We start from the raw sequence: 25,492 nt of genomic DNA, 5'->3' as shown, positions 1-25,492 counted from the left end.
GCAGTAGCTGAAGAGCCTCTGAATTGCTGTCTGCAGGGCGATAGATCGGAGCAGGAATAGGTCTTCAGCTCTTAAATTACATCTTGAGGACGTATTATCCTAAATTCTGATTCTCTCAGATCGCCAATCTCCAGTTTGCCGATCCGGTAGCGGAACAGGTCCAGCACATTTGAATCAAAATGTTCGAACATCCGTCTGATCTGCCGGTTCAATCCCTGCCTGAGTTCAATTTCATAGGTTCTGTTTCCCAGGGATTTTATCAGGCAGGGGAGAGTCATTGATTTGCTTCCGTTTACATCTTTGATTTCCACTCCATGTTCGAATTCAGTAACAGCAGATTCCGAAAGCTCCCTGTCCACTTTTACCCTGTAAAATTTTGCTACATTTTCCTTGTCTGATGAGATCCGATTCAGAAAATCATTGTGATTGCTGAGAATCAGAAGTCCGCGCGAATCCTTGTCCAGCCGGCCTGCGAAGCGCAACCCTGTATCGATATTTTTAGGAATCAGCTCAAAAATGGTCCTGCTTCCACATTCTCTCTTGCGGGAGACCAGGAAATCCACAGGTTTGTTGAGCGCCAGATAGATGAAAGCCTTTGGCTTCACTATCTCTCCGCGCACAGTGATCCTGTCGCGCTGGAAATTGACCGGCTGGGCGGGATCCAGAGTCTTCCGGCCGTCGACAGCTACCAGCCCCAGCCGGATCAGCTGCTTGGCTTTAATCCGGGAGCAGAAGGAGAGCTTGGACAGAGCTCTGTATAAAGGGCAGACTCCGGTTGATTTATTGAAGTGCTTTTGTGGTTTCAGAAAGGCCATGGCATCAGCTTTCCAGAGCTTTTTTCACGGCCAGTGCAAGGGATTTTAATGAAAATGGTTTCTTCAGATATGTATTTGCTCCGAGATTGAGGGTTTCGGTTACACTTTCAGTTTTCGAAAATCCGCTCATGACCACTGCTTTTTGCAGAGGAACGATCTTCTTGATTTCACGAAATGTATCCAGTCCATCCCAGCCTGGGTCCATGATCATGTCAATGAGCACCAAGTCTGCTTTTTCTTTTTGCAGAAAATCCACTGCAGATTTGCCTGATGCAGCCAGACTGACATTGTATCCGAGGGATTTCAAGAGTTCCATGGCCAGTTCCCTCTGTTCAGGCATGTCATCCACCACCAGAATCAATTCTCCATTTCCCCCCAGTTCGGAGATCTGTTGTGAGTCTATCACGATTTTGTCTCTGGAGGCTGGAAAAAAAAGTTCGAAGCTTGTGCCTCTTTTATTGCTTTTAACGTCAATGTATCCCTGATGATCCTGAATTGTGCCCCAGACTACCGTCAGACCCAGTCCGGTCCCGCTGCTGCCCATTGACTTTTTTGTGTAGAATGGTTCGAAGATTTTTTTGAGGTCTGCAGAATCAATCCCTGTGCCTTCGTCCGAGACGGAGAGTATGGCATATTCGCCTTTCAGCACGTTCATATACCCTGAGATGTTCCGGTCCAGAAATCGGTTTTCCGTCATGATACTGATTTTTCCACCTGCAGGCATGGCTTCGGCTGCGTTAATGAGTAAGTTGGAAATGGACTTGATGAGATGATGCGATGAGCCTGAAATGTTCAGCAGTTCGTCAGCAAGCTCCATGCTGACTGTGATATCCGGGAAATGGCTTGACAGAAAACAATGTTCAGGGGAGATCAGGTATTCCTTTATCAGGTTGTTCAGATTGATTATTTTCTTATCTGCCACACCTCTGCGTGTGAGAGTAAGAAGGTCCTGGACAACGGCCGCGGCCCGCTCGCCTGAATCTCTGATCGCTGTAAGCGGTTTGACCATCCTGTGGCCAGGCTCGACCATAGAAAGCAGAATTTCCGGATACCCGATGACTGCTGAGAGAATATTGTTCAGATCGTGAGCCACGCCTCCAGCCAGAAGCCCGAGCAGTTCCATTTTTTCGGCTCTGGCCAGCCGTTCCTCAAGAAGTTTATTGTCATTTTCAATGGCTTTGAGTTCGCTGATCTCATTCCCAAGCGCGAGCAGACATTCCTTGCCGTCGACGATGACTTTCTCCGCGGAAAAAAGGAAAGTCAGCACCCGGCCTGATTTTGTGAAAAATTTGACTTCCTGATTCCTGAAACGCTCGTTCTGCTTAAGCATTGTGACGATCCTGTTCCTGTCATTGAGGTCATACCAGATTGTCATGGTGAGCGCTGATTTATTAAGGATTTCGGTTTTATCATATTCGAACAGCCGGAGAAATTCGGCGTTTACATCAATGAATGTGCCATTTTCCAGGGAACTGAGCGTGATTATGGTGGGACTGGCATTGAAAATCCTGGAGAATTTATCCTCGGAAATGCGGCGTCTCTCTTCATTTTTTTTGAGGACTGTGATATCCAAACCTGAGACGAGCAGAAAATCCAGGTTGTTGATCTTGATTTTATCAGCACCCCAGAGAACTGAGATGATGTTTCCTGATTTCTGGCGGATCGGCAGTTCGAAATTCCTGATGCACCCTTCCTGTTTTAGCTTCGACACAAAATCATCCCGGTCGTCGGTGTTGACCCACATGCCCACTTCAAATGAGGTGTGGCCGTTGGCTTCTGCAGCGGAAAAACCTGTAATGGTCTGAAATGCCTGGTTGACTTCCAGGAAACGCCCTGTGCTCATCTCTGAAAGACTGATGCCTACCGGACTGGATTGGAAAATATTCTGAAACTTTTCTTCAGAAACACGCAATTTTTCCTCGTCTTTTTTATGGGCGGAAATGTCCTTGAAGGTGACTAGAATACAGGCCCTGCCTCCCACGTCGATGGTTTCTCCTGACCAGATTATGGTTATGACGGATCCGGCCTTGGTTTGGATATCCAATTCAAGTTCATGCACAAAACCATCGGTTTTCATTATGTTGAGGACTCTTGATTCCATTTCAGGAGACCATAGCCCGAGTTCGATCACAGTATGTCCTATGGTTTCTTCTTCTGAATATCCGGTGATTCCTGTAAATCCCTGGTTGATCTCGATAAACTTCATGGTTTTCAGGTCAGTCAACGTGATCCCGATCGGGCAGTTATGGAATGTCTTGCGGAATTTCTCCTCGGAAATCCGGCGCTGCTCTTCGGACTGCTTCCAGGCTGAAATGTCCTGGCAGGTGGCCAGCATATGCTCTTTACCGAATATTTTCAGTATCTCTCCGGCCCAGAGCAAGGAAACTATCTTCCCGGATTTGGTTCGGATTTCCAACTCCATGCCTTCGACACGTTTGTTTTTCCTGAATTCCCTGATAATTTTAAAGGGAGTTTCCGGATCGATCCATAAACCAAGTTCGTCCGGTTCACGACCGATGGCTTCCTGAGCTGTATAGCCGGATATTTTTATGAAACCCTGATTCACTTCCACAAATTTCCTCGTTTCCATATCTGAAAGTGTGATGGCTATCGGGCAGTTATGGAATGTCTTGTAAAATACTTCCTCCGATATGCGGAGCTTCTCTTCAGAATTCCTGCGGTCAGTGATGTCGATCACCGAGGAAAGAAGGAACGGCTTATCGTCCAGCTGAATTCGTTCGGCGGTGTAGAGACAGGAGCGGACTTCACCGGTTTTGCTCCTGAAATCAACTTCCACATTGCGTACCCGCCTGCACTGTTTGATTACAGAAACAACTCCGTCCCGTTGTTCGGGTTTAGTCCACAGTTTCAGTTCTGCAGTGGTCTTTCCGATAACTTCTTCTCTTTCCATGCCCAGCTGGCTGAAAAATTCAGCATTTGCGTCCACTATGATGCCTTCGTCGAGGGTCGTGATCACCATGATGATCGGGCTGAAATAGAAAACATCGTAAAATGTGCCGGAACCTGGTTTGAATTTGAATGGAATGTCGCTCATAAGTCTATAGTATCAGTATCAGCGGGGATTGATCAATACTTAAAAATATGATTCAAAGTCGCGTAAGCAGAAGATTCGTTTAACTCTTCAGATCTTTTCCTGCGTATTTGTCAGCCGGAATATTCTGTTGGTTTAATCTGCGGAAGTTTCTTCCACTGTGACTTCAGGAGACAGGAGCAGTGTCGAATTGATCGAATTCTTTTCCAGCTCCTTCAAAAGCTTTGGTTTGGCAGTTAGGGGAAAATCATCGGGGAACGTCACTCTCACTTTGATGTGGGAAAGAGAAGCCGGGGATTTTTTGGGTTGAGCTGAGACTGTCACCTTGAATTCACTGAATTTCTCCAGATTGTGCTTCTTGATGAACCTGGTGATCTCCATTCCTGCTCCGCTTCCCAGAGCTGCCAGAAACAATTCTTCCGGATTAGGTCCTTCATTGTCTCCACCTTCTTCCGGGGAAAGATCGCTGGCAATGAAATGACTGCCTGTAACAATGTCCCACTGAAATCCGTTGTTGTAGGTAAGTTCCACTTGATACATCGTTCGGTCTCCCTTATAATTTGTCCATGATGCGTTATGCCATCGAGCTTTCACCCGCGGACATCTATCTCTGCCTGGAAGCCGACAGCCTGAACCTGCTTTTTCACGCAGGCCTGGCAGGATTATATCATGCGCTTGAAATAAATGGAAACGAATCCGAATCACTTTTTTGGATTTGCTTTTTTGAAAAAGAAACAGCTATCATTAGATCTGATAAAATGAAAAAAATATTCGAGCTGATCAGTGTCTTTATCCTGCAGACAGTACTTTTGAACCTTTTTCTTTTTCTGATCTACTTCTTACTTTTCAGCGTTGCCTGGATTTTTCTAAGTATCAATAAGCTTTTTTCCTTCACAGGCTGGAAAGATTCACTGTTTGTTCAGCCTGAGGATTTTTCTTCGGATTTTGAGGAGTGGAAAAGGCAATCTTAATTTCAAGGAGTAAGGAATGGGCAAGTTTTTTTACATTTTTCGTGAGACAATCTACATGATTAAAAAACACAAACTCTATTTCATTTCTCCGATCCTGATCCTGTTCGCGTTGCTCGCCGTCCTGATCTACACGATCGGACCTACGGCGGTGCTGTCGTTCATCTACGCAGGGCTTTAGATGAACATTCTGGGAATTTCCTGCTACTATCATGACTCAGCAGCCTGCCTGGTCTGCGACGGCAAGGTAGTGGCTGCCGCTCAGGAAGAACGCTTCAATCGCAAAAAACATTCTGCTGTTTTTCCGATCAGCGCTGTTAATTTTTGTTTAAATCAGGCTGATTTAACGATCAATGACATCGATTACATCGTATTCCACGAAAAACCTTATCTTAAATTTTACCGCGTGATCAGTGCCTTTATCCATTCCTTTCCCAGATCAGCCGAGGCATTTTTCCGTGTTTTGCCGCTTTATCTGGGAGAACGACTGATTTTCCCTCTGCTGTTAAAGGGCGAATTGGGTTACGGCAATCAAACCCTGTTTTCCAGGCACCATCTTTCGCATGCCGCCAGTGCCTTCCTGGTATCTCCCTTTGAACGGGCTGTGATTGTAACAGCGGACGGATTGGGGGAAATGGCTACACTGACTGTTGGGATAGGAGAAGGTAATGACATTAAAATGCTGAAGCAGCTTAATTATCCTAATTCCCTTGGGTTGCTTTATTCTGCCCTGACATCCTATCTGGGATTTGAAGTCAACAGCGGAGAAGGCAAAGTGATGGCTCTGGCTGATTACGGGGAGCCGGAGTTTTACCCTGAATTCAAGAAGATCGTGCGGATCAGGGATGACGGCAGCTTTGAGATCGACTTTCGATATTTTGATTTTGAGAGCGGCGGATTGATGTACAAAAAGGAATTCGTGCGAATCTTCGGACCTCCAAGGGAAAAAAACGGGGAGCTGAACTCGAAGCATTTCAATCTGGCTGCCACATTGCAGAAAATCGTTGAAGATTGTGTTCTAACGATTGTAGGGCGGGCTGTTTCAGAAACCGGCTGCAGTAACGTCTGCCTTGCCGGAGGGATTTTTCTCAACTGCGTTTTAAACAGTAAAATCCTTAATCTGACCGATGTCAGGGATATTTACATCCAACCTGCAGCTGGAGACACCGGCTGCGCATTGGGAGCAGCTCTGCTGGTTTACAATGTTCTGATGGTCAAGCACAGGGATTTCGTGATGAAATCAGCGAGCCTGGGTCCAGAGTATGGGAATGGTGAGATCCGGATGATTCTGACTAACAGCGGACTGAAATACCGGGAAATGGAAGAGCCGCAGCTTTTGAAATATCTGGCTGCCAAGCTCGCGGGCGGGAAAACTGCAGGCTGGTTTCGGGGCAGGATGGAATTCGGACCCAGAGCGCTAGGCAACAGGAGCATTCTTGCCGACCCCCGCATCCCGGGCATGAGGGATCATCTCAACCAGAACGTCAAGCATCGGGAGTGGTTCAGGCCTTACGGTGTGAGTGTGCTGCGCGAGAAAATGGGGCAATGGTTTGACAGGGAGTTCACTAATCCATTCATGCTCCAGACAGCGAATGTACTAACTGAAAAGAAGACCGTCATACCCTCTGCAGTTCATATCAATGGCTCGTGCAGGGTCCAGACAGTGACCTGCGACGACGGCCTCTATTACGACCTGATCCGCAGATTCGACGAATTTACTGGTGTTCCGATGCTGATCAACACTTCCTTCAACGACAATCATGAACCGATCGTCTGCACTCCTGAAGATGCTTTGAAATGCTTTCTCAGCACCCAGATCGACATGCTGGTGCTGAACAATTTCGTGATCGAGAAAGATGGGCAGAAGGGAAAATGAGATATACGCGGTGACTGTTTGAAGTTCCTTAGAATCACATTTTTACTGATACTGCTTTGCCTGGTGACCTTTGCATTAAAGGGGAGTATGAGGAAGCCACCGTTGCAGAATAAAGTATCCAGCCTGGACTCGGTTTCACTTACTGTCAGGGAGTTGAAAAATCATGTCTACACCCTGTCCCACGAATTCGGTGACCGCAGTACCCGGAAGTATCATGCAATGCAACAGACAGCGGGCTATATCGCGGACAGGCTGGAAGCCTGCGGACTGGATGTCACTGAACAGAGTTACCATGTTGTGGGCAGGCCGGTTTCGAATCTAATAGCCGAGCTGGCAGGAACGGATCCGACTGCGGAAATCCTGATCGTGGGAGCGCATTACGACACCTGTGACAATCCCGGGGCTGATGACAACGCGAGCGCTGTGGCGGTGCTGATTGAGGTGGCGAAGAAACTCAGTGCATCAAAAACCAGGCGTAAGATCCGCTTCGTGGCTTTTGTAAACGAGGAGCCGCCATATTTTCAGACCGAATACATGGGCAGCAAAGTCTATGCGAACAAACTGCGCGAGAATGGTGAAAAAATATATCTTGCCGTGATTCTGGAAATGCTCGGTTATTATTCAGATGAACCGCATTCGCAGAAGATTCCGCTGCCACTTGTCTGGAAATACCCTTCCACAGGAAATTTTCTCCTCGCTGTCGGCGATAAGAATAGTTCGGCTGCTATGGAGAAGCTCGCTGGCATGTTCCGCCGCTCCTGCAGTCTGCCTCTTTATGAACTGACGAAGTATTCCTTCATCCAGGGAGTAGATTCGTCGGATCACTGGTCTTTCTGGGAGAACGGCTATCCGGCGATCATGATCACAGACACTTCTTATTACCGCAACCCTTATTATCATACTGCAGGCGACACTTACGAGAAACTGGACTACAACCGCATGGCTCAGGCAGTGGAAGGCAACAGTGCAGCAATTCTTGAACTGGCGAAGTAACTCATTTCACTACCGCGGCCTATTCCGGATATTTCGCGTTCAGCAGCAAGTAATCCTTTTCCAGGTCTGCTTCGTAAATCTCAGGTGCCCATTTCAGCGGCATCAGGTCGTCAAAGCTCAGGTTGAAATAGACACGGTTTCCTGTGACTGAGAATTTGGTCTTGTTGCCTTCTGCGGTTGAGAGAATTTCAATGTTATGGTTGAGGATCCTGGTGATGTAGCTCAATCGCCGGTTGAGATCCACAGGCCGGTCGGATTTCCGGACTGCAGAGTCGAGCGAAAACCAGTCCGGTTTCAGCACTTTCAGGGAAAGGACCAGATCAAGCATCGCACATTCCGGATCATTCCTGAACTGGAACGAGATGCCGGCTTTCTTTCCCGGATTGAACCTGGTTTCAATGATCTGCGGGGAATCAGGCGGCTGCCTGGCTGTGAATTTGAGCAGCAGTTTGTTGAGAAGACCGTTGCCTAGAAAAGCCTGGAAATCTTTTCTGCCGTTCAGAACCGGTTTCAGGGAACTGGAGATCACAAGCATTCTCTCCCTCAGCTGGGCGGTCTGAATCCGGATTTTACCCAAAGACGGAAGAAGTGCCAATTCAGAAGGGGAGAGTCTGACAGTGGCAAGATACTCTGCAGAATCCACAAAAGTAGCCGAGATCTTCCGGCCGGGGTTTCCGACAGGAATGGAATTGATGGCGTCAATCAGATAGTGCAGATAGCGTCTGGTGTCGTCTTTTTCTTCTGAAAGCAGGCCGTGCAGGCAGGAATTGATGTTAAGATCCACTGCTCCGCTTTCACAGGTCGACAGCTCCCCTATGAATTTCAGTTCAAGCGGCAGCGACTGAATCCTTATCTGCACTTTGAGGACAAACTGATCCCGCCGCAGGCTGACCGAGGGGTCCGAGATCCGCGTACCGTTGAAAATTACAGGCAGCAGAGAATTCAGCCCTGATTCACTGATGCAGATCTGAAAATCTGCCGGATCAAAGGCATGCACAGCTGTGGAAATCAAAAACAATGCGAGCAGCAGACGTCCGGACATGGACATAGTCTATCAATCAACGTTAAATACTGAAAGTTGAATCTTGACTCGCACCCGTGACCAGACTAAATTGTAAGCATGCTTAGGATTCTGAAAACCAATGATGCGGAACTGGTTGAAATAGATCTGGAAAAGATCTGTCCAGAAGTCTGGATCAATCTTGAAGCTCCCAGAACAGAGGAAATGACTTCAGTTTCGCTTAAAACAGGCATCGGATTCGACATACTGAGAGCAGCCCTCGACCCTGAAGAGAGCTCCCGAGTTGAGATTCAGGATAACTGCATACTGGTGATTATCAATACCCCTAAAATAATGGGAAGCGACCGCTATGACACTGTACCGCTCGGGATAATCGTGTCCGAGAATTTCATGATCACTGTCTGCCTGGAAGAAAATGAGCTTCTCAGGGAGTTCCTCAATTCAAAGATCAAGCATTTCTGGACCGATAAAAAAACCAGGTTTCTGTTCCAATTGCTCCTGAAATGCGCCACCATGTTCCTTAAGCTCCTGACCCAGATCAACCGCCGTACTGACGAACTGGAGAGAAATCTTCGCAGATCGATGCGGAACGAAGAAATCTACCAGCTGATGGAACTGGAAAAGAGCTTGACCTATTTCACGGCTTCATTGCGCGGGAATCAGATTGTGACTGAAAAACTGCTCAAGTTGCGGGCTAACGAGCAGTTCACACTGCTGCAGGCCTTTGAAGAGGACGACGAAATCCTGGAAGATGTAGTGGTCGAAAACAGACAGGCTCTGGAGATGGTCCAGATGTATGGGGATGTCCTCTCAGGCATGATGGATGCATTCGCCTCAGTCATCAGCAACAACCTGAATATTGTGATGAAATTTCTGACCATGGTCACGATCTGCATTGCCATTCCTACCATGATTTCAAGCTTCTGGGGAATGAACGTGAATGTTCCCTGGGGTGTCAACACCACTGGACATCCTTTTGGTTTCTGGTTTGTGGCGGGCCTGTCAGGAGTTCTGTTTCTGTTCAGTCTTTATGTTTTCTGGAAAAAAGGGATGTTTAAATAAAAAAAATCCGGGGTTATGCCCGGATCAGTTGAGGAGGAGAGTATACAATTAAGCTTTTGATCAGGCGACGGTAATTTCAAACCCTTCCTTCAGTTCAGGTTCCGATTTCAGTTTCAGTTCATTTCCCAAAGGTTTGCTCGGCAACAGGTTTTTAAGTTCCAGCTCCTTCTGATCTGTATAGAAAGTCTTGTTGAAACTGTTTTCCAGGTTGTTTTGCTCGTTAAGTTCTTCTCTAAGCCATCCATTGAAGCCATTGTGCATGTTTTTTAAAATGCTTTCCAGGAAAAGCTTCTTTTTCTGCTGAAAATAACCGGTATCTTCTGCTGGAATGATGTCGAGCTCCTGTGCTGCGGGTTTCATGTCCAGTCTGATTGTCCTGTCAGCAGTCCGTCCAAGCGAATAGGCCAGAAATTCCTCGCGCAATGGGTTACAGTCAGCATAAACGGCTGTGAAAAGCAGTACCAGTAAAAGGATTCCAAGTGTTTTCATGATTCCCCCAACGGTCTTTCGAATGTTTATCGTCAGTTCAGGCAGAAACTTGAGCGGATTCTGGCGAGGGACAGTGATTTCTGCTATAATAAAAAAAATAATAAAACGGAGGAAAATATGCATCTGCCGGGCGGTATATACTTTGAACCGTGGCTTGTCTGGGTGCTGGTAGGCATCGCCTTCATCATCTTCGAAATGCTTACAATGGCCACCGGTTTCGTGATGCTGTGTTTCGGCGTGGGCGCAGTATTCACAGGACTTCTGGCTTTTCTCGGCGTTTCATTCAAATTCCAGTTGCTGGCCTTTTCTCTGATCACTCTGATTGTGCTGGCTACTTTCAGGGATGTGTATCTCAAGCTGATCTCGAAAAAAACTGATAGTTATGTCAGCAATGTCGGAGGTTTGATCGGAAGGGAAGCCACTGTCACTGAAGATATTGACAACAAGAATGGAATCGGGCGCGCCAGGGTGGGCGGAGAGCTCTGGGCTGCCCGCAGTGAAAATGATTCGATTGTCAAAGCCGGGATGTTGGTGACTGTAAAGCAGGTTGATGGAAACAAAGTCATTGTTGCACTGAAAGAAAGCAAATAAAGGAGGAGTGGATGTTTTTACTGGAAACCAGTTTTGGTTCATTTGTGCTGCTGATTCTGGCCGTGATGGTGATTGTACTTGGATACAAGGGCATTGTGCTGGTCAGGCAGGCGGAAGTGATGATCATTGAAAGACTTGGAAGTTATTACAAAACCCTGGATTCCGGGCTGCATTTCATAATACCCATGATCGACCAGAACAGGCGCATTGTCTGGAGATACGTGGAAAACGACATGCTCACCAGGCGTCAGGTGGTGAGGATCAGGGAAATCGACAGGATCGACCTGCGGGAAGCGGTATACGACTTTCCCAGACAGAACGTGATCACCAGGGATAATGTCGGGATTGAAATCAGCGCGCTTCTCTATTTTCAGATCACAGATCCTAAAAAAGCCGTTTACGAGATCGCCAACCTGCCTGAAGCCATTGAGAAGCTGACCCAGACCACCTTGCGTAATGTGATCGGTGAAATGGACCTTGACCAGACTCTGAGTTCACGCGAAACGATCAACAACAAGCTGCGCCTGATCTTGGACGAAGCCACTGACAAATGGGGCGTCAAGGTGCACAGAGTGGAACTGCAGGACATCAATCCCCCTGACGAGATCAGAGTAGCCATGGAAAAGCAGATGAACGCTGAACGAACCAAGCGTGCCAATATTCTGGAAGCCGAAGGCTTCAAGAGAGCAGCAGTACTGAAAGCGGAAGGTGTCAGGGACGCTACAGTCGCCGAAGCCGAGGGCACAAGGCAGAAGCAGATCCTGGAAGCTGAGGGCAAAAGGCAGCAGCAGATACTGCTCGCTGAAGGGCAGGCCGTGGCAATCAGAAACGTAGCTGATGCCGAGTCCAATGCCATTGATTTCATCAAAAGGGCGATCGGAGATAAAACCAATCCAGTCAGCTATCTGGTGGCAATCAAGTATATCGAAGCTTTTACCAAAATGTGCACAGAAGGCAAGAACAAGACCATTTTCCTGCCATTTGAAGCATCCACGCTTTTATCTTCACTGGGATCGGTAAAAGAGATTTTCAGCTCGATCAATCTTAACCCGGATGTCGCTCCTGCAGCTGCGAAGCTATCCCAGAACCCGTCCATGGAAACAGGAAAGAAATGAAAGTCGAATTTCTGGGACTGAACCGGCAGTACAGGCAGTTGAAGAATCAGTTGGACTGCGCCCTCCAGGCTGTGATGGCCAGGGGGGCTTTCATTCTCGGACCTGAAGTCCAGCGATTTGAACAATCCATGGCCTCTTATCTGGGAGTGAGGGACGCGATCGGCTTGGCTTCAGGTTCGGACGCCCTGCTGCTTAGCCTGATGGCACTCGGCATCAAGCCAGGCGACGAGGTGATCACTACCACTTACAGTTTCTTTGCCACCGCCTCCTGCATTACCAGGCTGGGTGCGAAACCGGTATTCTGCGACATTGACCTTCGGACTTTTAACCTGAATCCGGAAGAAGTGAAGAAGAAGATCACTGGAAGGACAAAAGCTTTGATCCCAGTGCATTTATACGGTAACCCCTGCGACATGGAAGGATTGTCTGAAATTGCCGGATCACATGGACTGGCGATAGTGGAAGACAGCGCGCAGGCGATCGGTGCGGAATACAGGGGACGGAAAATCGGTTCCTTCGGGGTAGCTTCCTGCTTCTCCTTCTATCCTACAAAAAATCTCGGTGCTTACGGAGACGGCGGTTGTGTAGCAGTGAATGACCCTGAACTTTCCGAACGTATCAGGATTCTGAGAGTGCACGGTGCCAAGAAAAAATATTTTCATAAATTCATAGGTCTGAACAGCCGCCTGGACGAGCTTCAGGCCGCAGTCCTCAATGTGAAGCTGCCACAACTTGACAGCTGGAACCAGCGGAGACGGGAAATAGCAATCCGCTACAACAAGTCGTTTAAAGGCATCTTTTCCATCCCTGAATCTGATCCGGACGTCACTCATGTCTATCATATGTATGTGCTCCTCCACCATCAAAGGGACACCATCAGAGAGCGCTTATCCGAGCTTGGAGTTTCCACCATGATTTACTATCCGCAGGCTCTCCACCTGCAGGAGTGCTTCGCGGATCTCGGCTGGAAATCAGGAGATCTGCCCAATTCAGAGCTGGCCTGCAGGGAGAACTTCGCACTTCCGATTTATCCTGAAATGACCGACGAAGAAGTGGATTATGTGATCGAGTCTCTGCTCAAGATCGCTGATGAACTGAAATGATCAAACACCTGCAGCTTGCCCTGACAAATTACTGCAACCTGGATTGCATCATGTGTCCACATACTCTTGAGACAGGAATGAGAGAGAAGCATGAATTTCTGCCGCTTGGAGTTCTTCAAAAAATCCTGGAGTGCGATGTAGGATTCCAGACCATCTATTCATTTTATCTGGGTGAACCACTTGCTCACCCGGATTTTTACCGGATCATGGAACTGCTTTTTTCCAGGAACCTGGAGCAGAGGTTTTTCCAGAACATTGAATTTTATACAAACGGCACCTATCTGAATCCCGACCTTACCAGCCGTCTTTTTTCGCTGCTAAACTGCCACAGGGAGCAGGGGAGGATCGGCAGAATCTATTTTTCCCTCGACGCTGTTACTGAGGAAACCTATCATTGCATCAGACGAAATGGGGAGCTGAAAAAAGTGGAAGAGAATGTCCTCAATTTTCTTTCGCAAAGAAAGAAATCGGGACTTGACTATCCGAAAGTCAGCCTCTGTTTTCTTGTAATGCCGGAAAATCACGAAGAAACCCGGAAATTTGCAGTCACCTGGCAATCCAGGCTTGCCGAATTCGGGGATGCTGGTCTGATCAGCACTTTAAACAATGAAGAATTTTCCGCTCTGGGGAAAATGGGTGATAATGTATTTATCAGGCCTCTGAGGTCTTACAAAGGCGATCAGGAGGAAATGGACAGGCTTTTCCTGTCCGTTTCAGCTGAGCTGGGGATTTCGGCGATTTCCACCAGGGAGGAGCGGGAGCTGGACAATAGTGTAGGCATGCGATCCGGGGGCAGGAACAATCCCTGTGCGCATCCTTTCACGTCTCCACTGATCGATGCAGACGGCACCCTGTTGCCCTGCTGTCAGGACAACAGGCGTGAACTCAGCCTGGGCAGCCTGCATCACGAGAATTTCCGGGAAATCTGGTGGGGGGAGAAAGCTTATCGTCTGCGAAAGGCGCATCTGAACCGGGATTTAAGTGAATTTGAATGCTGCAGGAACTGCAGTGCCTCCACACCGCTTAAAGATGACGACTGGAACGAACAGGATCTGGAATGACAAAAAAGCGAATTCTATTTATTTCTACGATCATGCCTGGAGAACCGACCGGAGGTTCGCGCCGGACCTGGCAGCTGCTGGATTTTTTCCGTAAAATCGGGGAAGTCACCTACTTTTTCTATGATAAGGAGTTGCGCTGTTTTACAAACCGCGAGCAGAACTTCCCGGTCTCAATTTCCACTTTCAACCTCTGGCCATTCTCTTTGCGGAAATATTACTCTCCTGAACTGATGGAATTCATCCATTCCAGGGAAGCGGATTTCGAAATCCTGGCAGTTGATCATTCCCATCTTCTGTATCTGTTTCAGGGAGTGAAAATCATGAAAGTGGCTGATTTCCAGAACTGCGAGGAGCTGCTGTTAATGGAGCAGGCCAGGCAAACGAAAAATCCCCTCTTTTTCCTGGAGAGCATGCTTTTCAGGAAATATCTGAAAAAATTTGTGCAGCTGGCTGATCTGATCTTCACTCCTTCCCTCGTAGAGCTGGAGCTGATTTCAAAGGATCATCCCCGCGTGGCATATCTTCCGCACTCATACAGCAACCGCATCAGACCTGAGCGGGTTGGGGAGCGGATGCTGATCCTGTTTGGAAATTACGGATATTTCGCGACATTTTCCGGCAGCATGGAACTGCTGAATGTATACAAAAAAGCCCGGAAAACACGGAATCTTCCGGATCTGTATATCATAGGCAACAAAGCTTCCAGATTGTTCAAAACAGAAGCTAATATCAGAGTCAAGGACATGATCATCTATCTGGACGATCTGCTGGGAGTTTCAGATATTTTTCTGATCCCTGTCGGGTACGGTGCCGGGTCCAGGGTGAAACTGATCGACTCGCTGGCTGCAGGCCTTCCATTCATCAGCACTGAAAAGGGTGTTGAAGGTTATCACGCGTCAGTGCGGGAATGCGGGATAGTGGTGCAGCGGATTTCCGATTTTCCCGGAGCTGTCGAAGTGCTGACAGAAGAGAAATACAGACTCTGCAAGGAAGCGATCCTGAAAGTCAGGGAGCAATACAGCTACAAATTCGTGTTCGAAAATTATTTTCTGAAAGCATTCGGGAAGGATGCACTCTGAATGGTTCCGCATTTCATTGATTACCGGAGCTGCTGCCTGAATCTTGAACTTTCCAGCTACTGCAATCTTAAATGCGGATTCTGCTCCCAGTTCAACAACACATTATCTGACAAAGGATTTCTGTCTTTCGAACTTTTCCGGAAAATCATTGACGAGATTTCCGGAAAAGGAGTGACCTTGAAAAGCCTCAACCCTTTCTTCAGGGGAGAGTCTCTTCTGCACCCTGATTTTGTGCGGATGATGGATTACATCTATGATCTCTCAAAAAAGATCCCTGTTTGCGAGTATCTTGTCCTGCATACCAATGCCTTGCTGCTGGACCTGGAAAAACCCGAAGCTATCCTGAAACTTTGCGATCAAAACCGGTTGATTCATCCCGGCAACCTGTTTCTTTCGATTGACGCTGCCTCAGCAATTACTTACAGCAAAGTCCGCGGCGGAGATTTCAATCAACTGCTGCTGAACATCAGTGAATTTCTGGAAATGAGAAAAAAGCGCAAGCAGTGGGGTCCGAACGTCATCTTTCAATTCATCGTAATGGAAGAAAATTATCGGGAAGCCGCGGAATTTTACGAGCTCTGCAGGAACCTCTGCAGGCTGCACAGCCATAAGGAACTGGCAGCTGTGGGTTCTAGAGGCAACCAGCCTTTTGAAGTGAAGGGCGACATTGTTTACTACAGGATGAAGGAAACGGATGCCTGCGGGCAGCGGAAGATGGAAGAACTGTATCTGAAAACATTAGACAAGCTCGGGATTGAAACATTGGTTATTTTGAATGATCATTCTTCATCGGCAAGGCCCGGAAATAGGTCTGCCCGTTAAGCTCGTCCCTGCCGACCAGGCCTTTGTTTTCCAGCCTGGCAAGCAGACGCTCCATCTCTCCGGCGCTGCAGCTGAAGGCGGCGGCCAGTGCTTCCAGAGTCTCAGGCCTCCTGGAGAGGGAGTTGAGCAGATTTTTTTCGTCAGGACTCGTTTTACCAGGTGCTTCAGGATCTGCTCCCCTGCTGATCACTGTGCCATTGAGCCGCTGCGCGAATTCGGCGAGCTTTTCCCGGCTGAGAGACCTGGCGCTCTGATATGCAGGAGGCCTGTCCACTGAATTGATCTGGATCTGGTCTGTGCGGATATCTTTCAAAGCTCTGGTGAGGTCTCTGATGTCTTCTTCAGTGTCGTTCACTCCTTCGCAGAGGAGTATTTCCAGCCAGAGCTTACCTTTAAAGGCATGTGAGAATTCGGCAAGCCCGCGGATGATCTCCTGCAGGGAAAGCTTGGGATGCGGCCGGTTTACCAGGTTGAAGGTATAGAGACCGGCCGAGTCGAGCGAAGGAAGAACCATGTCGAAATTCAGAAGACTTTTCTGCACTTCAGGCATGAAAAGCAGAGAGCTGTTCGTAATCATTACGAGCGGCTTGTCCGTGATTTTTCTGATCTCTTCAGCCAGGTATTCCATGTCCAGAAACAATGTCGGCTCGCCGCTTCCGGAAAAGGTCACGACATCCGGCTGATGGACTTTGACCGCTTCGGCGATTTCAGCGAGCACGATTTCAGGATCCATGAAATTTTCGCGCTTGATGGTTTTTATCCTGGTCGGCCCGCATTCGCAGTAAATGCAGTCGAAACTGCAGATTTTATCCGGGAAAAGGTCTATGCCCAGGGATCTGCCAAGTCTGCGTGACAATACAGGGCCGAAAGTGCATTTTTTCACGAATTTCCCTTTATCAGGAGTATTTAAAAATTCTCTTCATTTCTCTTTTTTCTCCTTCAACAGGTCTGAAGACAGCAGTCTGAACCCTTTTTCACAGTCTCTGATCAGCAGACAGTCTCCTTCTGGTACGCATTCGCTACTGCCAAATCCAAGAAAGAAATTCATTTTTTCAGTTCTGCAGTAGAAAATGTAATGTCTGCACTTCGAAAAGTCCAGGAAATCATAGTCAAAGCAGTAAATCCGCAATCTGGACAATGGCAGATAGCTTTTTCCGCTGCTGCAGACCGTGATCTCTGCAGGCTGGATGAGATACTTCGCATGATCCGGGAAAACAACATCCGGGCTTGATTTGAAATCGATTCCCAGCATGAAATCATGCAGCAGAGCCTGGTGAAAGATTTCCGCATTGCTCCAGTTTAGACAAAGCCCGGACAGCAACGAAAATATTTTCTGCAGAGGGATGCCGTAATAATTCAATCCGCTTTTTTTCCAGCAGGAATTGACTTCAGAGAGGAAATCAGTGAATCCGCCGTGAAATTTAGATACTGCTGACAGGAAAGTGGGAAAACGCTCGGAATTGCAGATCAGTTCAGTCAGACGGGCAAATTCTTCGAGCAGGCTGATTTCCGAGCGACTGAAACCTGGGGTTCTGATTACCTGGTAAGGGGGATGCGGATTAAAATGCAGATCAAGATTTTCCGCTTCCAGATAGAGTGGAGAGCCTTTCAGGACTTTCAACCTGCCAATCTGCAGTGTTTCGGGATTCAACAGAGCGATCCTGTCTATTGTGCTCAGGAAGCTCTGGAAATCATCACCTGGCAGACCGGAAATCAAGTCCAGATGCAGATGCAGCCCGGAGTTTCCGGAAAGGGATTTAACGGCTGCCACGATTTTCTCGGTCCGATCCGCTCGGTTGCACAGGCGCAGAGCTACCGGATTAGTGGTCTGGATTCCGATTTCAAACTGGAACAGTCCTGATGGAACTGTGCTCAGAAATTCATAGTCAGTCTCTTCAAAAAGTCCGGCATCAATTTCGAACTGATAGCGCTTGTCCGGAGGGCTGTTTTTGACTATGTATTCCCAGATCGGATGGTAATGGCTGCGGTCCAGGTTGAATGTGCGGTCCACGAATCTCAACATCTGGAATTGGGAAGCGAAAAAGGCGTCCAGATCGGCTCTGACACGTGACTGCGAAAAATAACGGACCTTGCGGGTAATCGAGCTCAGGCAATAGCTGCAGGAAAAAGGGCAGCCGCGCGAGCTTTCATAATGCAGAAATTTCTTGTCATTGGCATGCAGGCCAAGCTGCAGGGGAGAGGGAATGGAATCCAGATCCTCCATCGATTCCCTCTCAGGGTTGGTGATGATGCATTCTGAATAGCGGAAAATCAAACCATTGATTCCTGAAAACGAAGCATTTTTTTTTGAGAATGAGGCCAGTAATTCAGAAAAAGCATTTTCGCCTTCTCCGCGGATCAGAAAGTCAAAAGAGCGGTTGGTTTCCAGAAATTCTTTACTGTTGAAAGAGACTTCAGGTCCGCCGGCCAGGAGTTTGATTTCAGGCTCAGAGATTTTAAGGTAATCTGCGATCTTGATCGTGTGCTCGATGTTCCAGAGATACACTGAAAAACCGACCAGATCAGGTTCCTGGCTTAGGATTGCACAGGCAATCTCCTCAGAGGTCTGACCGAGATGAAATTCCATTCTCAGGCAGATTGCTTCCGGGAAATTGCGTTTTGCGATCCCTTCCAGGTAGAGCAGGGCCAGGGAACTCTGGGTATAGCGTGAATTCACCGTGACCAGTACGATTTTCATGTTTGTATTTTATCATATAGTTGTTTGCGGTGAAACAATGCTGTCCAGGTGTCTCCATTTATTGCAGTATATATTGTTCGCTGTCCTGAATCTGATAGGTTTTTCCGCATTCTGCAAAGTCGCCGTTGCCGAGCCAGCCTTTTTTGGCTCTGAAGAGCTTGAACCAGATCCTGATCTTCATGTCTCTGGTGAGGCATGTGAGTTCCAGGCTGCGGCTGAAAGTGATGAGATATTTATCCATTTTGACAGGATTGGCATCTTGATTGAAGATTTCAGTGCCGATTTTCTTTTTCGTCACTCCCAATGCAGCCGGAAAACTGGTGCCTGCTTTCAGAAGAGCGGTGTAAGTAGTATCTGTTGAAAAGCACTTGACTTCAGTTTTGGTGATTTCCTGGAGCATTTCCCTGCTGATTTCATCGCCGATCCGGTATTCATATTCCGGATCAGGATAGCCGTAGCCCGGGAAGAGGGTGTCTGGTGTGAAATCCTCATCTTTGTCGATTGACTGTGCTTTATTAGATTCGATAATCCTGTCTGCGACGAGATTCAATGCTTCTCTCAATTCAGGAGCCTGCACGACAGTTTCCTGATACAGTTTGTTAAATCCCCTGAAAGATGACTGGTCATTCTGCGAGAGTTGGGAGATAATCCCTCCTGCGATCTGATCCGCAGTTTTACAAGCGCTGTCATAGGCCTGCTCAGAGCCGTTTTTAGCCTGCCAGTACTCCGAGATCAGCCTGTTCAGAGCCCGGTCCGGCATTTCCAAAGCGGCAGCCTGAAACGCCAGTACCCCTGTCAACAGCAATAAAGCGATTGTCTTTTTCATACTTCCTCCACTGATACTTCTTGAGGCAATTATTGGAGGAAGCCCGCGCTTAATCCAGTTACAAAAAGCTGCAGAAATGGAAAAGGAGGTTTTCACCGCCTTGGACGTCAGAATATATACAGCGCTATTCCATGAAATATTGAGCGTCGTCCTGGATCTGGTAGGTCTTGCCGCATTCTTCCCACTGGCCCAGACTTCCAAACCAGCCCTTCTTGGCCCTGAAAAGCTTGGACCAGACTTTGACCTTGAGGACCCTGGTTTTGCAAGTGATCTGAATGCTTTTAGTGAAGGTCACGGCATACCTGTCCATTCTCTCCTGACCGTTATCAACGCTCACAGTTTCGGAACCGACTTTCTGTACACGCATATAATCAGCAGGGTTGAATTCAACGCCTTCGCGAACCAGCACAGTATAGCTCAGGCCGATGGAAAAACATTTGACTGTTGACTTGATTACTTCCTGGAGTATCTCCCTGTTCTGCTCGCTTCCGATTTTGTAGCTGTATGCCGGATCAGGATATCCATAGCCTGGAAATACCGTGTCAGGGGTGAAATCCTCATTGTCTTTGCCTGCAGTGGCTTTGCTTGATTTTCTGTATTCAACGACCCTGTCAGCTACCAGATTGAGAGCTTCCCGCAGTTCAGGAGCGCTGGCAGTTGTATTCTTGTAATAACTCACGAATTCCTGGAACAGGGACGCATCATTCAGGTCCAGCCTGGCTGTAATGTTACCAGCAATCAGATCAGCTGCAGCGCAAGCTTTATCATAAGCTTGCTCGCAACCGTTCTTGGCCTGCCAGTAATTCTCTATCAGATTGTTGAAGTTTTCGAGTCCGCCGGCTGTGGCCTGGCTGAAAGTGAGAGTTACTAAGAATCCAATGATCAAGATACCTTTTTTCACGAAATCCCCCGGATCCACTTTTTCATATTATGTTCTCTATACTTTTCATAACTTTATCCGGATTCCGAGGATTGTCAAGGGGAAACAGTGTGAAAGAGTGTGAAAAGCCTGCGGCATTTCGCGGCATGATGATCTCTAACGCTTCATTAAAGCGTAAGAGCTCAATAAAAAAAGCCTCCCGTCTGGGAGGCTTTTGGTATGTCTGATAAGGGAATTAATGCTGTGTCGGTGGATTCGGGGTCGGATTCGGGGCAACCGGAATTTCCGTATTGAGCGGGGTGTTGGAGCCCGGTACTTCGACCACAGGCAGTCCGCTCTCTTCGTCGAAAATCTGATAGGTCTTGCCACATTCGATCCAGTCGCCGTGGCTCATGCCCCACCAGGTCTTTTCTGCTTTGTAGAGCTTAAAAAAGGTCTTCACATTCTGGTATTTTATAGTGCAGAGTGTTTTGATGGTGTCTTTGACAGTGATTTCGCACATCACGACTTCCTTGATGCTGCCACCGATGTTGACAGTTTCTCTGGGACCGATTTCCTTTACGTCAGCGCTGCCGCCGAATTGGGCTGAAGCTCCGACTTCGATCTGCATGGAAAATTTTTTCCCTGCTTCCAGGGTGCGTTCGATCCTCTTCCAGTAGACTGAAAGCACTTCAGTAGAGGCTTCCTCACCTCTGCGATAGACAAAGTTCGGGTCTGCGTAGCCGTATCCCGGGAAATAGCTGTCTGGCGTAAGATCTCTGGCTTTCTTGTACTCTATCACCTGGTCTGCGATCAGATTCAGGGGGGCAGTGAATTCAGGTGCTTTGCGGATGTCGGACCTGTTGTACAATTTCACGAAATTGTAATAAGGAAGCGCATCATCTTTCTCCAAAGCTGTGATGATCTCATTTGCGATCAGGTCAGCTTCTGCTTTAACCTTATCCATTGCAGTGAGATTCAATTCCGGATTCTTGCTGATCAGATCAACGGCTTTCCAGTAATCATTAACCATGCTGAACACTCGCCGTTCCATGTCACTGGTCGTGGCGGCATTGACTGCGAAAAGAAGCGCGAGAAACAACCCCAGTACTGCGATCTTCTTCATCTACTTTACTCCTCCTCCTGTTGATTCTGCTTTAATTTTACCCGGAAATACATGCTTTGGCAACCGAATTATTAAAATTCCGGGCGGCAGTCCGCGGCAAATTAAAAACCCCTCGGATGAGGGGTTTTTTCTGTTGCCGGTATTCCGAATTACTTGGGTGTTACGTTTCCGGGAATTTCGACTACAGGCAGTCCGCTTGGTTCTTCGAAACTGTCGTAAGTCTTGCCGCATTCCGTCCAGACGCTTGAACCCTTGGGCTGCTTATAGAGCTTAACCCAAGTCTTGACCTGCTGATATTTCACGGTTTCTTCGAATGTTGTGGATTCCTTGGAAGTGATCTCGTACTCTTTCACCCACTTGAAGGTTCCGCCGACATCGATTTTGAATGCATCGCCGATTCCTGCAATGCTCAAGCCAGCGCTCAGGTGCACTTCAGCTCCGACTTCCAGAAGAACACGGGTTTTGCTGCCGGTTTCCAATGTCTTGGTTATCTTTCTCCAGTTGACTGAGAGAATTTCGCTGTTGATCTCTTCGCCCTTCTTGTAGTTGAAAGCCGGGTCCGCATAGCCGTAACCTGGATAGTAATCAGCTCTGGCACTGACAGTACCGGGAACTTCGACTACCTGAAGTCCGCTTTCTTCATCCTGCATCTCATAGGTCTTACCGCAGATTGACCAGTCGCCATGTCCGCCCCACCAGGATTTTTCGGCTTTATAAAGGTTGAAAAACACTTTGACTTTCTGGAACTTGATTGTGCAGATGGTGTGGATGGTTTCTTTAACCGTGATTTCGCACTGCACTACTTCCTTGATATGTCCGTCGACATTCATGCTGATGGGAGTTCCGGTCTGTACTACATCCGCGCTGCCGCCGAACGAAGCAGCTGCGCCGACTTCGAGCTGGAGTGAGAATTTTTTGCCTTTTTCCAGGATCCTGTCGATCTTCTTCCAGTATACAGAGAGGACTTCCCTGGAGAGTTCTTCACCCTTGCGATAGACAAATCCAGGCTCAGCATAGCCGAAACCCGGGAAATAAGTGTCAGGGGTGTAATCCCTGGCAATCTGGTATTCGTAAATTTTGCCGGCGATCAGATTCAGGGGTTCCCTCATTTCCGGGGCTTTATGAATCTCAGGCTGGTTATAAATGGCTACAAATTCCTTGTAAAGCGTGAAATCTTTCGCTTCCATGCCGGCGATGATCTCTTCGGCGATCACTGTGGCTTCGGCTTCCACAGCGTTCAGGGCGGTGTCGGCTTTGTCGGCCTGGCCGTTGTAAACGGCGTCGACCGCATTCCAGTATTGATGCACCATATTGAAAACCCGCAAATCCATGTCGGATGCAAATGCTGGAACCGAGAGAACCACTAACATCAGGACCATCAGACCTACAACTCTACTCATTTCTACTTCCTCCTAAATTCTTCCCTTATTCCTAGGGTTCTTATCATTATTATAACGATATGAAGCACTTAATCCAGTTACAATTTTGTTACAATTTTATTACCGCGGGAGTTGCGAAGGCACTAAGCGATCAGGATAGTCGAATTATTAGTGAAATAAGAACAACAATCTGACCTGTTCTCAATACCATATGGAGATGAAAGTCTGATTGCTCCGAATGCGGTTTAAGAGGCAGATTTTTCTATAGCTATATTAATAAATGTTTCTGCAGTAAGCAGAGGAACGCAGCGGCTGACGTTCAGGTCTGCGGCAAGTTTAACATCTTCGGCATAGCCTCTTTCGATCAGTTCACGGCCGGAGGCACATGCCGCCAACAGGGCACACAAGTTGATTTCGGCTGCGAGGTAAGCTGATTCGGCGGCCAGCGCTTCGGGCGACCTGGAACCTGGAAGGCCATGAATAATCGCACCTGCCCCGATCCGATCCTCAAATGCGAATCGCACTGCTCCGTCAGGCCATTGTTCGGCTGCCGCGATCACGGAAACAGGATTTCCCGCAGCTGCAGCGTATTTTGCAACTGCACCAGCGTTCCGCAGGCACCCTGCCAGAATTACCGGTGCAGTGCAGGCAAGGGAAATGGTGGAACCATTGGGTGACGGCAAAACAAGTCGTGTCCCAGGTTCGATTTTCAATAATGACTCCGGGGAGAGTGACAGATTCCCAGATCCACGATTTCCAGCCAGAACAGCCTGTTTGTTTTTCGCAGATCCTCCTGCCCGCGAGTCTTTATATTGAAAAGGCAAAATAAAAGCACCCCTTGAACAGGCGATTTCCACGCAAGTGGAAAAGGAAAGCACATCGACAATCACAGCCACATGTCCATGATTAGCGACATTCAGGACACCATTCAGCCCCCAGTCGAAACGCACATCAAATGTATTCTGGGAAGTAAACATTCCTTATTCCCTTGTTCATGCTCAACTGATAATCAACAATCTACATTGTTATCCATTACAACTCAATCTCAGATTTTTCCTCATATCTGCAGGATTTACTGTATAATTAGATTATGGGCCTTGAAAAAGCAATGCTAAATGGCGAAAAAACAGGCTGGCCTGATTTCGGAATTACAGTCAAAGAAGCAGGAACCCTAAGAAATATAAGGTTTGACCGGAACGAGCAGGCCATGCTGGACGATATTTCACAGATTCTGAAAAATATCTATCAGACACGGCTTCTGGGAATCAGGCTTGTGGGTTCGAGGGCAAGAGGAACTCATCAGCCTTTGTCAGACTGGGATTTCCTGGTGCTCCTGGATCAATGTGATTACTCAGTGGAAGTGCCGAAGCTGACGGATTTATGCTATGAAATGACACTGAAACACGGATTAGGTGCATTCAGCTTCAGCCCGCTTTCCAAAGAGCAATTCCTGGGTCTGGACAAAAAATACCCGAACATCTGCGAGGAATTCCGGCGGGATGCGATCATTATTTAGACGCCTGCATTCAATCGCGAATTTTGGAACTAGGTGAGTTGAGAAAGTCCATGCACTCAGCAGAACGAAGCAAGAATAATCTTTCACATTTTTTCCCTGCCTGAAAACAGCAGGTAGAGGAAGAACGGGCCGCCCAGCAGGGCAGTGATGATTCCCACCGGAATTTCGTTATTAGTCATCATGGTCCGGCCGAGAGTATCGCAGAATGTCAGGAAAAAGCCGCCGAAGAAGATCGTCACAAAGGCAAGAGTCAAATGGGCTGAGCCCGTCATCCTGCGTACCATGTGCGGCACCATCAGGCCCACGAATCCGATCGGGCCGCAGACAGCCACTACTGCTCCAACTGAGACTGAAGTCAGGAAGAAGAACTGCAGCTGGATTTTCTTCACTTCCACTCCTTTACTCAGGGCCATCTCTTCTCCGAAGAGTAGGATGTCCAGCTCGCGGTAATAATAGAAAATCAAAAAAATGATCAGCAGAAACCAGGGCAGGAGTCGCAGAATGGGTGAGAAGTCCACTGAATCAAGGCTGCCCATGGTCCAGCGCAGGATCTGATAGGCTTGCGAGAGGTCGCCCAGATACTGTAAAAACATCAGCATGCTGCCGGCAAAAAAATTAAAGGCAATCCCGGACAGCAGCAGGACATACATTCTGTCGCTTCTCTTCAAGAGGCTCAGCCCATAAATAAAAAAGATGGAAATGAGCGCACCCAGGAAAGCTCCCAGGAAAACCGCAGAGACTCCGAACAGGGAAAAATTGAGTCCCAGCTTGATCATCAAGGCTGCACCTAGCGAAGCGCCGGATGCCACTCCAAGTGTATAGGGTGAGGCCAGGGGATTGTTGAAGAGGGTCTGGAAGCAGAGGCCCGAGAGCGAAAGGATCGCTCCGCTCGCAAAGGCGAGCAGCACTCTGGACAGGCGGAGGTTGATGAATATGTCGCGCTGATAGTCATCGTGGAAATCGAGTCTCGGGCCGATCATGGAACAGCAGAGAGACAGGATGAGAAGCAGCAGGGAAAAGACAATCAGTTTTGGCTTCAAA

General features: G+C 47.9%; 25 protein-coding genes. 12 read left to right on the top strand and 13 right to left on the bottom strand.

Annotated features, from left to right (window positions below):
• Positions 1-71: 71 nt before the first annotated feature.
• The 3 genes from PHW04_05265 to PHW04_05255 all read right to left on the bottom strand — a co-directional run bounded on the left by PHW04_05265 (position 72) and on the right by PHW04_05255 (position 4,407).
• Positions 72-815, bottom strand: coding sequence for a pseudouridine synthase (locus tag PHW04_05265; GenBank protein ID MDD2715286.1), 744 nt, complete (start codon positions 813-815; stop codon positions 72-74).
• Positions 816-819: 4 nt separating this feature from the next.
• Positions 820-3,870, bottom strand: a complete 3,051-nt coding sequence (locus tag PHW04_05260) for a PAS domain S-box protein (protein MDD2715285.1) — start codon at positions 3,868-3,870, stop codon at positions 820-822.
• Positions 3,871-4,002: 132 nt separating this feature from the next.
• On the bottom strand, positions 4,003-4,407 hold the full coding sequence (locus tag PHW04_05255; GenBank protein MDD2715284.1) for an OsmC family protein: 405 nt from the start codon (positions 4,405-4,407) through the stop codon (positions 4,003-4,005).
• Between the two features lie 26 nt (positions 4,408-4,433).
• On the opposite strand from PHW04_05255, the gene PHW04_05250 reads away from it, so the two are divergent.
• The 4 genes from PHW04_05250 to PHW04_05235 all read left to right on the top strand — a co-directional run bounded on the left by PHW04_05250 (position 4,434) and on the right by PHW04_05235 (position 7,704).
• Positions 4,434-4,838 carry a hypothetical protein gene (locus PHW04_05250; protein MDD2715283.1) on the top strand — a complete coding sequence of 135 codons (405 nt, stop codon included), beginning with the start codon at positions 4,434-4,436 and terminating at the stop codon, positions 4,836-4,838.
• Between the two features lie 16 nt (positions 4,839-4,854).
• Complete coding sequence (locus PHW04_05245) at positions 4,855-5,016, top strand: hypothetical protein (GenBank protein ID MDD2715282.1); 162 nt, start codon at positions 4,855-4,857, stop codon at positions 5,014-5,016.
• Positions 5,017-6,711 (top strand): carbamoyltransferase N-terminal domain-containing protein, encoded by a 1,695-nt coding sequence (locus tag PHW04_05240; GenBank protein MDD2715281.1) that lies wholly within the window; start codon positions 5,017-5,019, stop codon positions 6,709-6,711.
• Positions 6,712-6,813: 102 nt separating this feature from the next.
• Positions 6,814-7,704: a M28 family peptidase gene (locus PHW04_05235; GenBank protein MDD2715280.1), complete on the top strand. Its 891-nt coding sequence runs from the start codon at positions 6,814-6,816 to the stop codon at positions 7,702-7,704.
• Between the two features lie 19 nt (positions 7,705-7,723).
• Here PHW04_05235 and PHW04_05230 read toward each other — a convergent pair whose 3' ends face one another.
• A complete protein-coding gene (locus PHW04_05230; GenBank protein ID MDD2715279.1) occupies positions 7,724-8,746 on the bottom strand; it encodes a hypothetical protein in 1,023 nt (340 codons plus the stop codon).
• A gap of 78 nt (positions 8,747-8,824) precedes the next feature.
• Between PHW04_05230 and PHW04_05225 the strand changes: the two genes are divergently transcribed.
• The gene (locus PHW04_05225; protein MDD2715278.1) at positions 8,825-9,787 is read left to right on the top strand and encodes a magnesium transporter CorA family protein; all 963 of its coding nucleotides are present in this window, start codon (positions 8,825-8,827) and stop codon (positions 9,785-9,787) included.
• Between the two features lie 60 nt (positions 9,788-9,847).
• Here the strand turns inward: PHW04_05225 and PHW04_05220 are convergent, their stop codons facing one another.
• A complete protein-coding gene (locus tag PHW04_05220; GenBank protein MDD2715277.1) occupies positions 9,848-10,276 on the bottom strand; it encodes a hypothetical protein in 429 nt (142 codons plus the stop codon).
• Positions 10,277-10,393: 117 nt separating this feature from the next.
• On the opposite strand from PHW04_05220, the gene PHW04_05215 reads away from it, so the two are divergent.
• Genes PHW04_05215 through PHW04_05190 form a run of 6 tightly spaced genes read left to right on the top strand, consistent with a single transcriptional unit; the run spans position 10,394 to position 16,047 of the window.
• A complete protein-coding gene (locus PHW04_05215; protein MDD2715276.1) occupies positions 10,394-10,867 on the top strand; it encodes an NfeD family protein in 474 nt (157 codons plus the stop codon).
• 11 nt (positions 10,868-10,878) lie between these two features.
• Positions 10,879-11,982 carry an SPFH/Band 7/PHB domain protein gene (locus tag PHW04_05210; GenBank protein MDD2715275.1) on the top strand — a complete coding sequence of 368 codons (1,104 nt, stop codon included), beginning with the start codon at positions 10,879-10,881 and terminating at the stop codon, positions 11,980-11,982.
• The gene (locus PHW04_05205; protein ID MDD2715274.1) at positions 11,979-13,085 is read left to right on the top strand and encodes a DegT/DnrJ/EryC1/StrS family aminotransferase; all 1,107 of its coding nucleotides are present in this window, start codon (positions 11,979-11,981) and stop codon (positions 13,083-13,085) included. Before PHW04_05210 ends, PHW04_05205 begins: the two co-directional genes overlap by 4 nt.
• A complete protein-coding gene (locus tag PHW04_05200) occupies positions 13,082-14,146 on the top strand; it encodes an SPASM domain-containing protein (GenBank protein ID MDD2715273.1) in 1,065 nt (354 codons plus the stop codon). Before PHW04_05205 ends, PHW04_05200 begins: the two co-directional genes overlap by 4 nt.
• Positions 14,143-15,225, top strand: coding sequence for a glycosyltransferase (locus PHW04_05195; protein MDD2715272.1), 1,083 nt, complete (start codon positions 14,143-14,145; stop codon positions 15,223-15,225). The genes PHW04_05200 and PHW04_05195 overlap by 4 nt, the downstream gene beginning before the upstream one ends.
• Positions 15,226-16,047 (top strand): radical SAM protein, encoded by an 822-nt coding sequence (locus tag PHW04_05190; protein MDD2715271.1) that lies wholly within the window; start codon positions 15,226-15,228, stop codon positions 16,045-16,047.
• Here PHW04_05190 and PHW04_05185 read toward each other — a convergent pair.
• From PHW04_05185 to PHW04_05155, 7 genes are all read right to left on the bottom strand, one after another.
• Positions 15,992-16,930: a radical SAM protein gene (locus PHW04_05185; GenBank protein MDD2715270.1), complete on the bottom strand. Its 939-nt coding sequence runs from the start codon at positions 16,928-16,930 to the stop codon at positions 15,992-15,994. The genes PHW04_05190 and PHW04_05185 overlap by 56 nt on opposite strands.
• Before the next feature lie 36 nt (positions 16,931-16,966).
• On the bottom strand, positions 16,967-18,745 hold the full coding sequence (locus tag PHW04_05180; protein MDD2715269.1) for a radical SAM protein: 1,779 nt from the start codon (positions 18,743-18,745) through the stop codon (positions 16,967-16,969).
• A gap of 58 nt (positions 18,746-18,803) precedes the next feature.
• Complete coding sequence (locus PHW04_05175) at positions 18,804-19,571, bottom strand: hypothetical protein (GenBank protein ID MDD2715268.1); 768 nt, start codon at positions 19,569-19,571, stop codon at positions 18,804-18,806.
• A gap of 124 nt (positions 19,572-19,695) precedes the next feature.
• Entirely contained in the window at positions 19,696-20,472 is a 777-nt protein-coding gene (locus PHW04_05170; GenBank protein MDD2715267.1) for a hypothetical protein, read from the bottom strand.
• Between the two features lie 214 nt (positions 20,473-20,686).
• Positions 20,687-21,556 (bottom strand): hypothetical protein, encoded by an 870-nt coding sequence (locus PHW04_05165; GenBank protein MDD2715266.1) that lies wholly within the window; start codon positions 21,554-21,556, stop codon positions 20,687-20,689.
• A 149-nt stretch (positions 21,557-21,705) separates the two neighbouring features.
• Entirely contained in the window at positions 21,706-22,956 is a 1,251-nt protein-coding gene (locus tag PHW04_05160; protein ID MDD2715265.1) for a hypothetical protein, read from the bottom strand.
• 224 nt (positions 22,957-23,180) lie between these two features.
• On the bottom strand, positions 23,181-23,912 hold the full coding sequence (locus tag PHW04_05155; GenBank protein MDD2715264.1) for a 2-phosphosulfolactate phosphatase: 732 nt from the start codon (positions 23,910-23,912) through the stop codon (positions 23,181-23,183).
• A 113-nt stretch (positions 23,913-24,025) separates the two neighbouring features.
• Between PHW04_05155 and PHW04_05150 the strand changes: the two genes are divergently transcribed.
• On the top strand, positions 24,026-24,451 hold the full coding sequence (locus PHW04_05150) for a nucleotidyltransferase domain-containing protein (protein MDD2715263.1): 426 nt from the start codon (positions 24,026-24,028) through the stop codon (positions 24,449-24,451).
• 83 nt (positions 24,452-24,534) lie between these two features.
• Here PHW04_05150 and PHW04_05145 read toward each other — a convergent pair whose 3' ends face one another.
• On the bottom strand, positions 24,535-25,491 hold the full coding sequence (locus PHW04_05145) for an iron ABC transporter permease (GenBank protein MDD2715262.1): 957 nt from the start codon (positions 25,489-25,491) through the stop codon (positions 24,535-24,537).
• Position 25,492 lies beyond the last annotated feature (1 nt).

It is taken from the genome of Candidatus Wallbacteria bacterium, assembly GCA_028687545.1.
Lineage (GTDB): Bacteria > Muiribacteriota > JAQTZZ01 > JAQTZZ01 > JAQTZZ01 > JAQTZZ01.
This window is presented reverse-complemented; position numbering and strand designations above follow the sequence as displayed.

Bases quoted from the DNA above. Each gene is read 5' to 3' on its own strand.
- PHW04_05265 (MDD2715286.1), bottom strand. From the start codon at position 815: ATGGCCTTTCTGAAACCACAAAAGCACTTCAATAAATCAACCGGAGTC.
- PHW04_05260 (MDD2715285.1), bottom strand. From the start codon at position 3,870: ATGAGCGACATTCCATTCAAATTCAAACCAGGTTCCGGCACATTTTAC.
- PHW04_05255 (MDD2715284.1), bottom strand. From the start codon at position 4,407: ATGTATCAAGTGGAACTTACCTACAACAACGGATTTCAGTGGGACATT.
- PHW04_05250 (MDD2715283.1), top strand. From the start codon at position 4,434: ATGATGCGTTATGCCATCGAGCTTTCACCCGCGGACATCTATCTCTGC.
- PHW04_05245 (MDD2715282.1), top strand. From the start codon at position 4,855: ATGGGCAAGTTTTTTTACATTTTTCGTGAGACAATCTACATGATTAAA.
- PHW04_05240 (MDD2715281.1), top strand. From the start codon at position 5,017: ATGAACATTCTGGGAATTTCCTGCTACTATCATGACTCAGCAGCCTGC.
- PHW04_05230 (MDD2715279.1), bottom strand. From the start codon at position 8,746: ATGTCCGGACGTCTGCTGCTCGCATTGTTTTTGATTTCCACAGCTGTG.
- PHW04_05225 (MDD2715278.1), top strand. From the start codon at position 8,825: ATGCTTAGGATTCTGAAAACCAATGATGCGGAACTGGTTGAAATAGAT.
- PHW04_05220 (MDD2715277.1), bottom strand. From the start codon at position 10,276: ATGAAAACACTTGGAATCCTTTTACTGGTACTGCTTTTCACAGCCGTT.
- PHW04_05215 (MDD2715276.1), top strand. From the start codon at position 10,394: ATGCATCTGCCGGGCGGTATATACTTTGAACCGTGGCTTGTCTGGGTG.
- PHW04_05210 (MDD2715275.1), top strand. From the start codon at position 10,879: ATGTTTTTACTGGAAACCAGTTTTGGTTCATTTGTGCTGCTGATTCTG.
- PHW04_05205 (MDD2715274.1), top strand. From the start codon at position 11,979: ATGAAAGTCGAATTTCTGGGACTGAACCGGCAGTACAGGCAGTTGAAG.
- PHW04_05200 (MDD2715273.1), top strand. From the start codon at position 13,082: ATGATCAAACACCTGCAGCTTGCCCTGACAAATTACTGCAACCTGGAT.
- PHW04_05195 (MDD2715272.1), top strand. From the start codon at position 14,143: ATGACAAAAAAGCGAATTCTATTTATTTCTACGATCATGCCTGGAGAA.
- PHW04_05190 (MDD2715271.1), top strand. From the start codon at position 15,226: ATGGTTCCGCATTTCATTGATTACCGGAGCTGCTGCCTGAATCTTGAA.
- PHW04_05180 (MDD2715269.1), bottom strand. From the start codon at position 18,745: ATGAAAATCGTACTGGTCACGGTGAATTCACGCTATACCCAGAGTTCC.
- PHW04_05175 (MDD2715268.1), bottom strand. From the start codon at position 19,571: ATGAAAAAGACAATCGCTTTATTGCTGTTGACAGGGGTACTGGCGTTT.
- PHW04_05165 (MDD2715266.1), bottom strand. From the start codon at position 21,556: ATGAAGAAGATCGCAGTACTGGGGTTGTTTCTCGCGCTTCTTTTCGCA.
- PHW04_05160 (MDD2715265.1), bottom strand. From the start codon at position 22,956: ATGAGTAGAGTTGTAGGTCTGATGGTCCTGATGTTAGTGGTTCTCTCG.
- PHW04_05155 (MDD2715264.1), bottom strand. From the start codon at position 23,912: ATGTTTACTTCCCAGAATACATTTGATGTGCGTTTCGACTGGGGGCTG.
- PHW04_05150 (MDD2715263.1), top strand. From the start codon at position 24,026: ATGGGCCTTGAAAAAGCAATGCTAAATGGCGAAAAAACAGGCTGGCCT.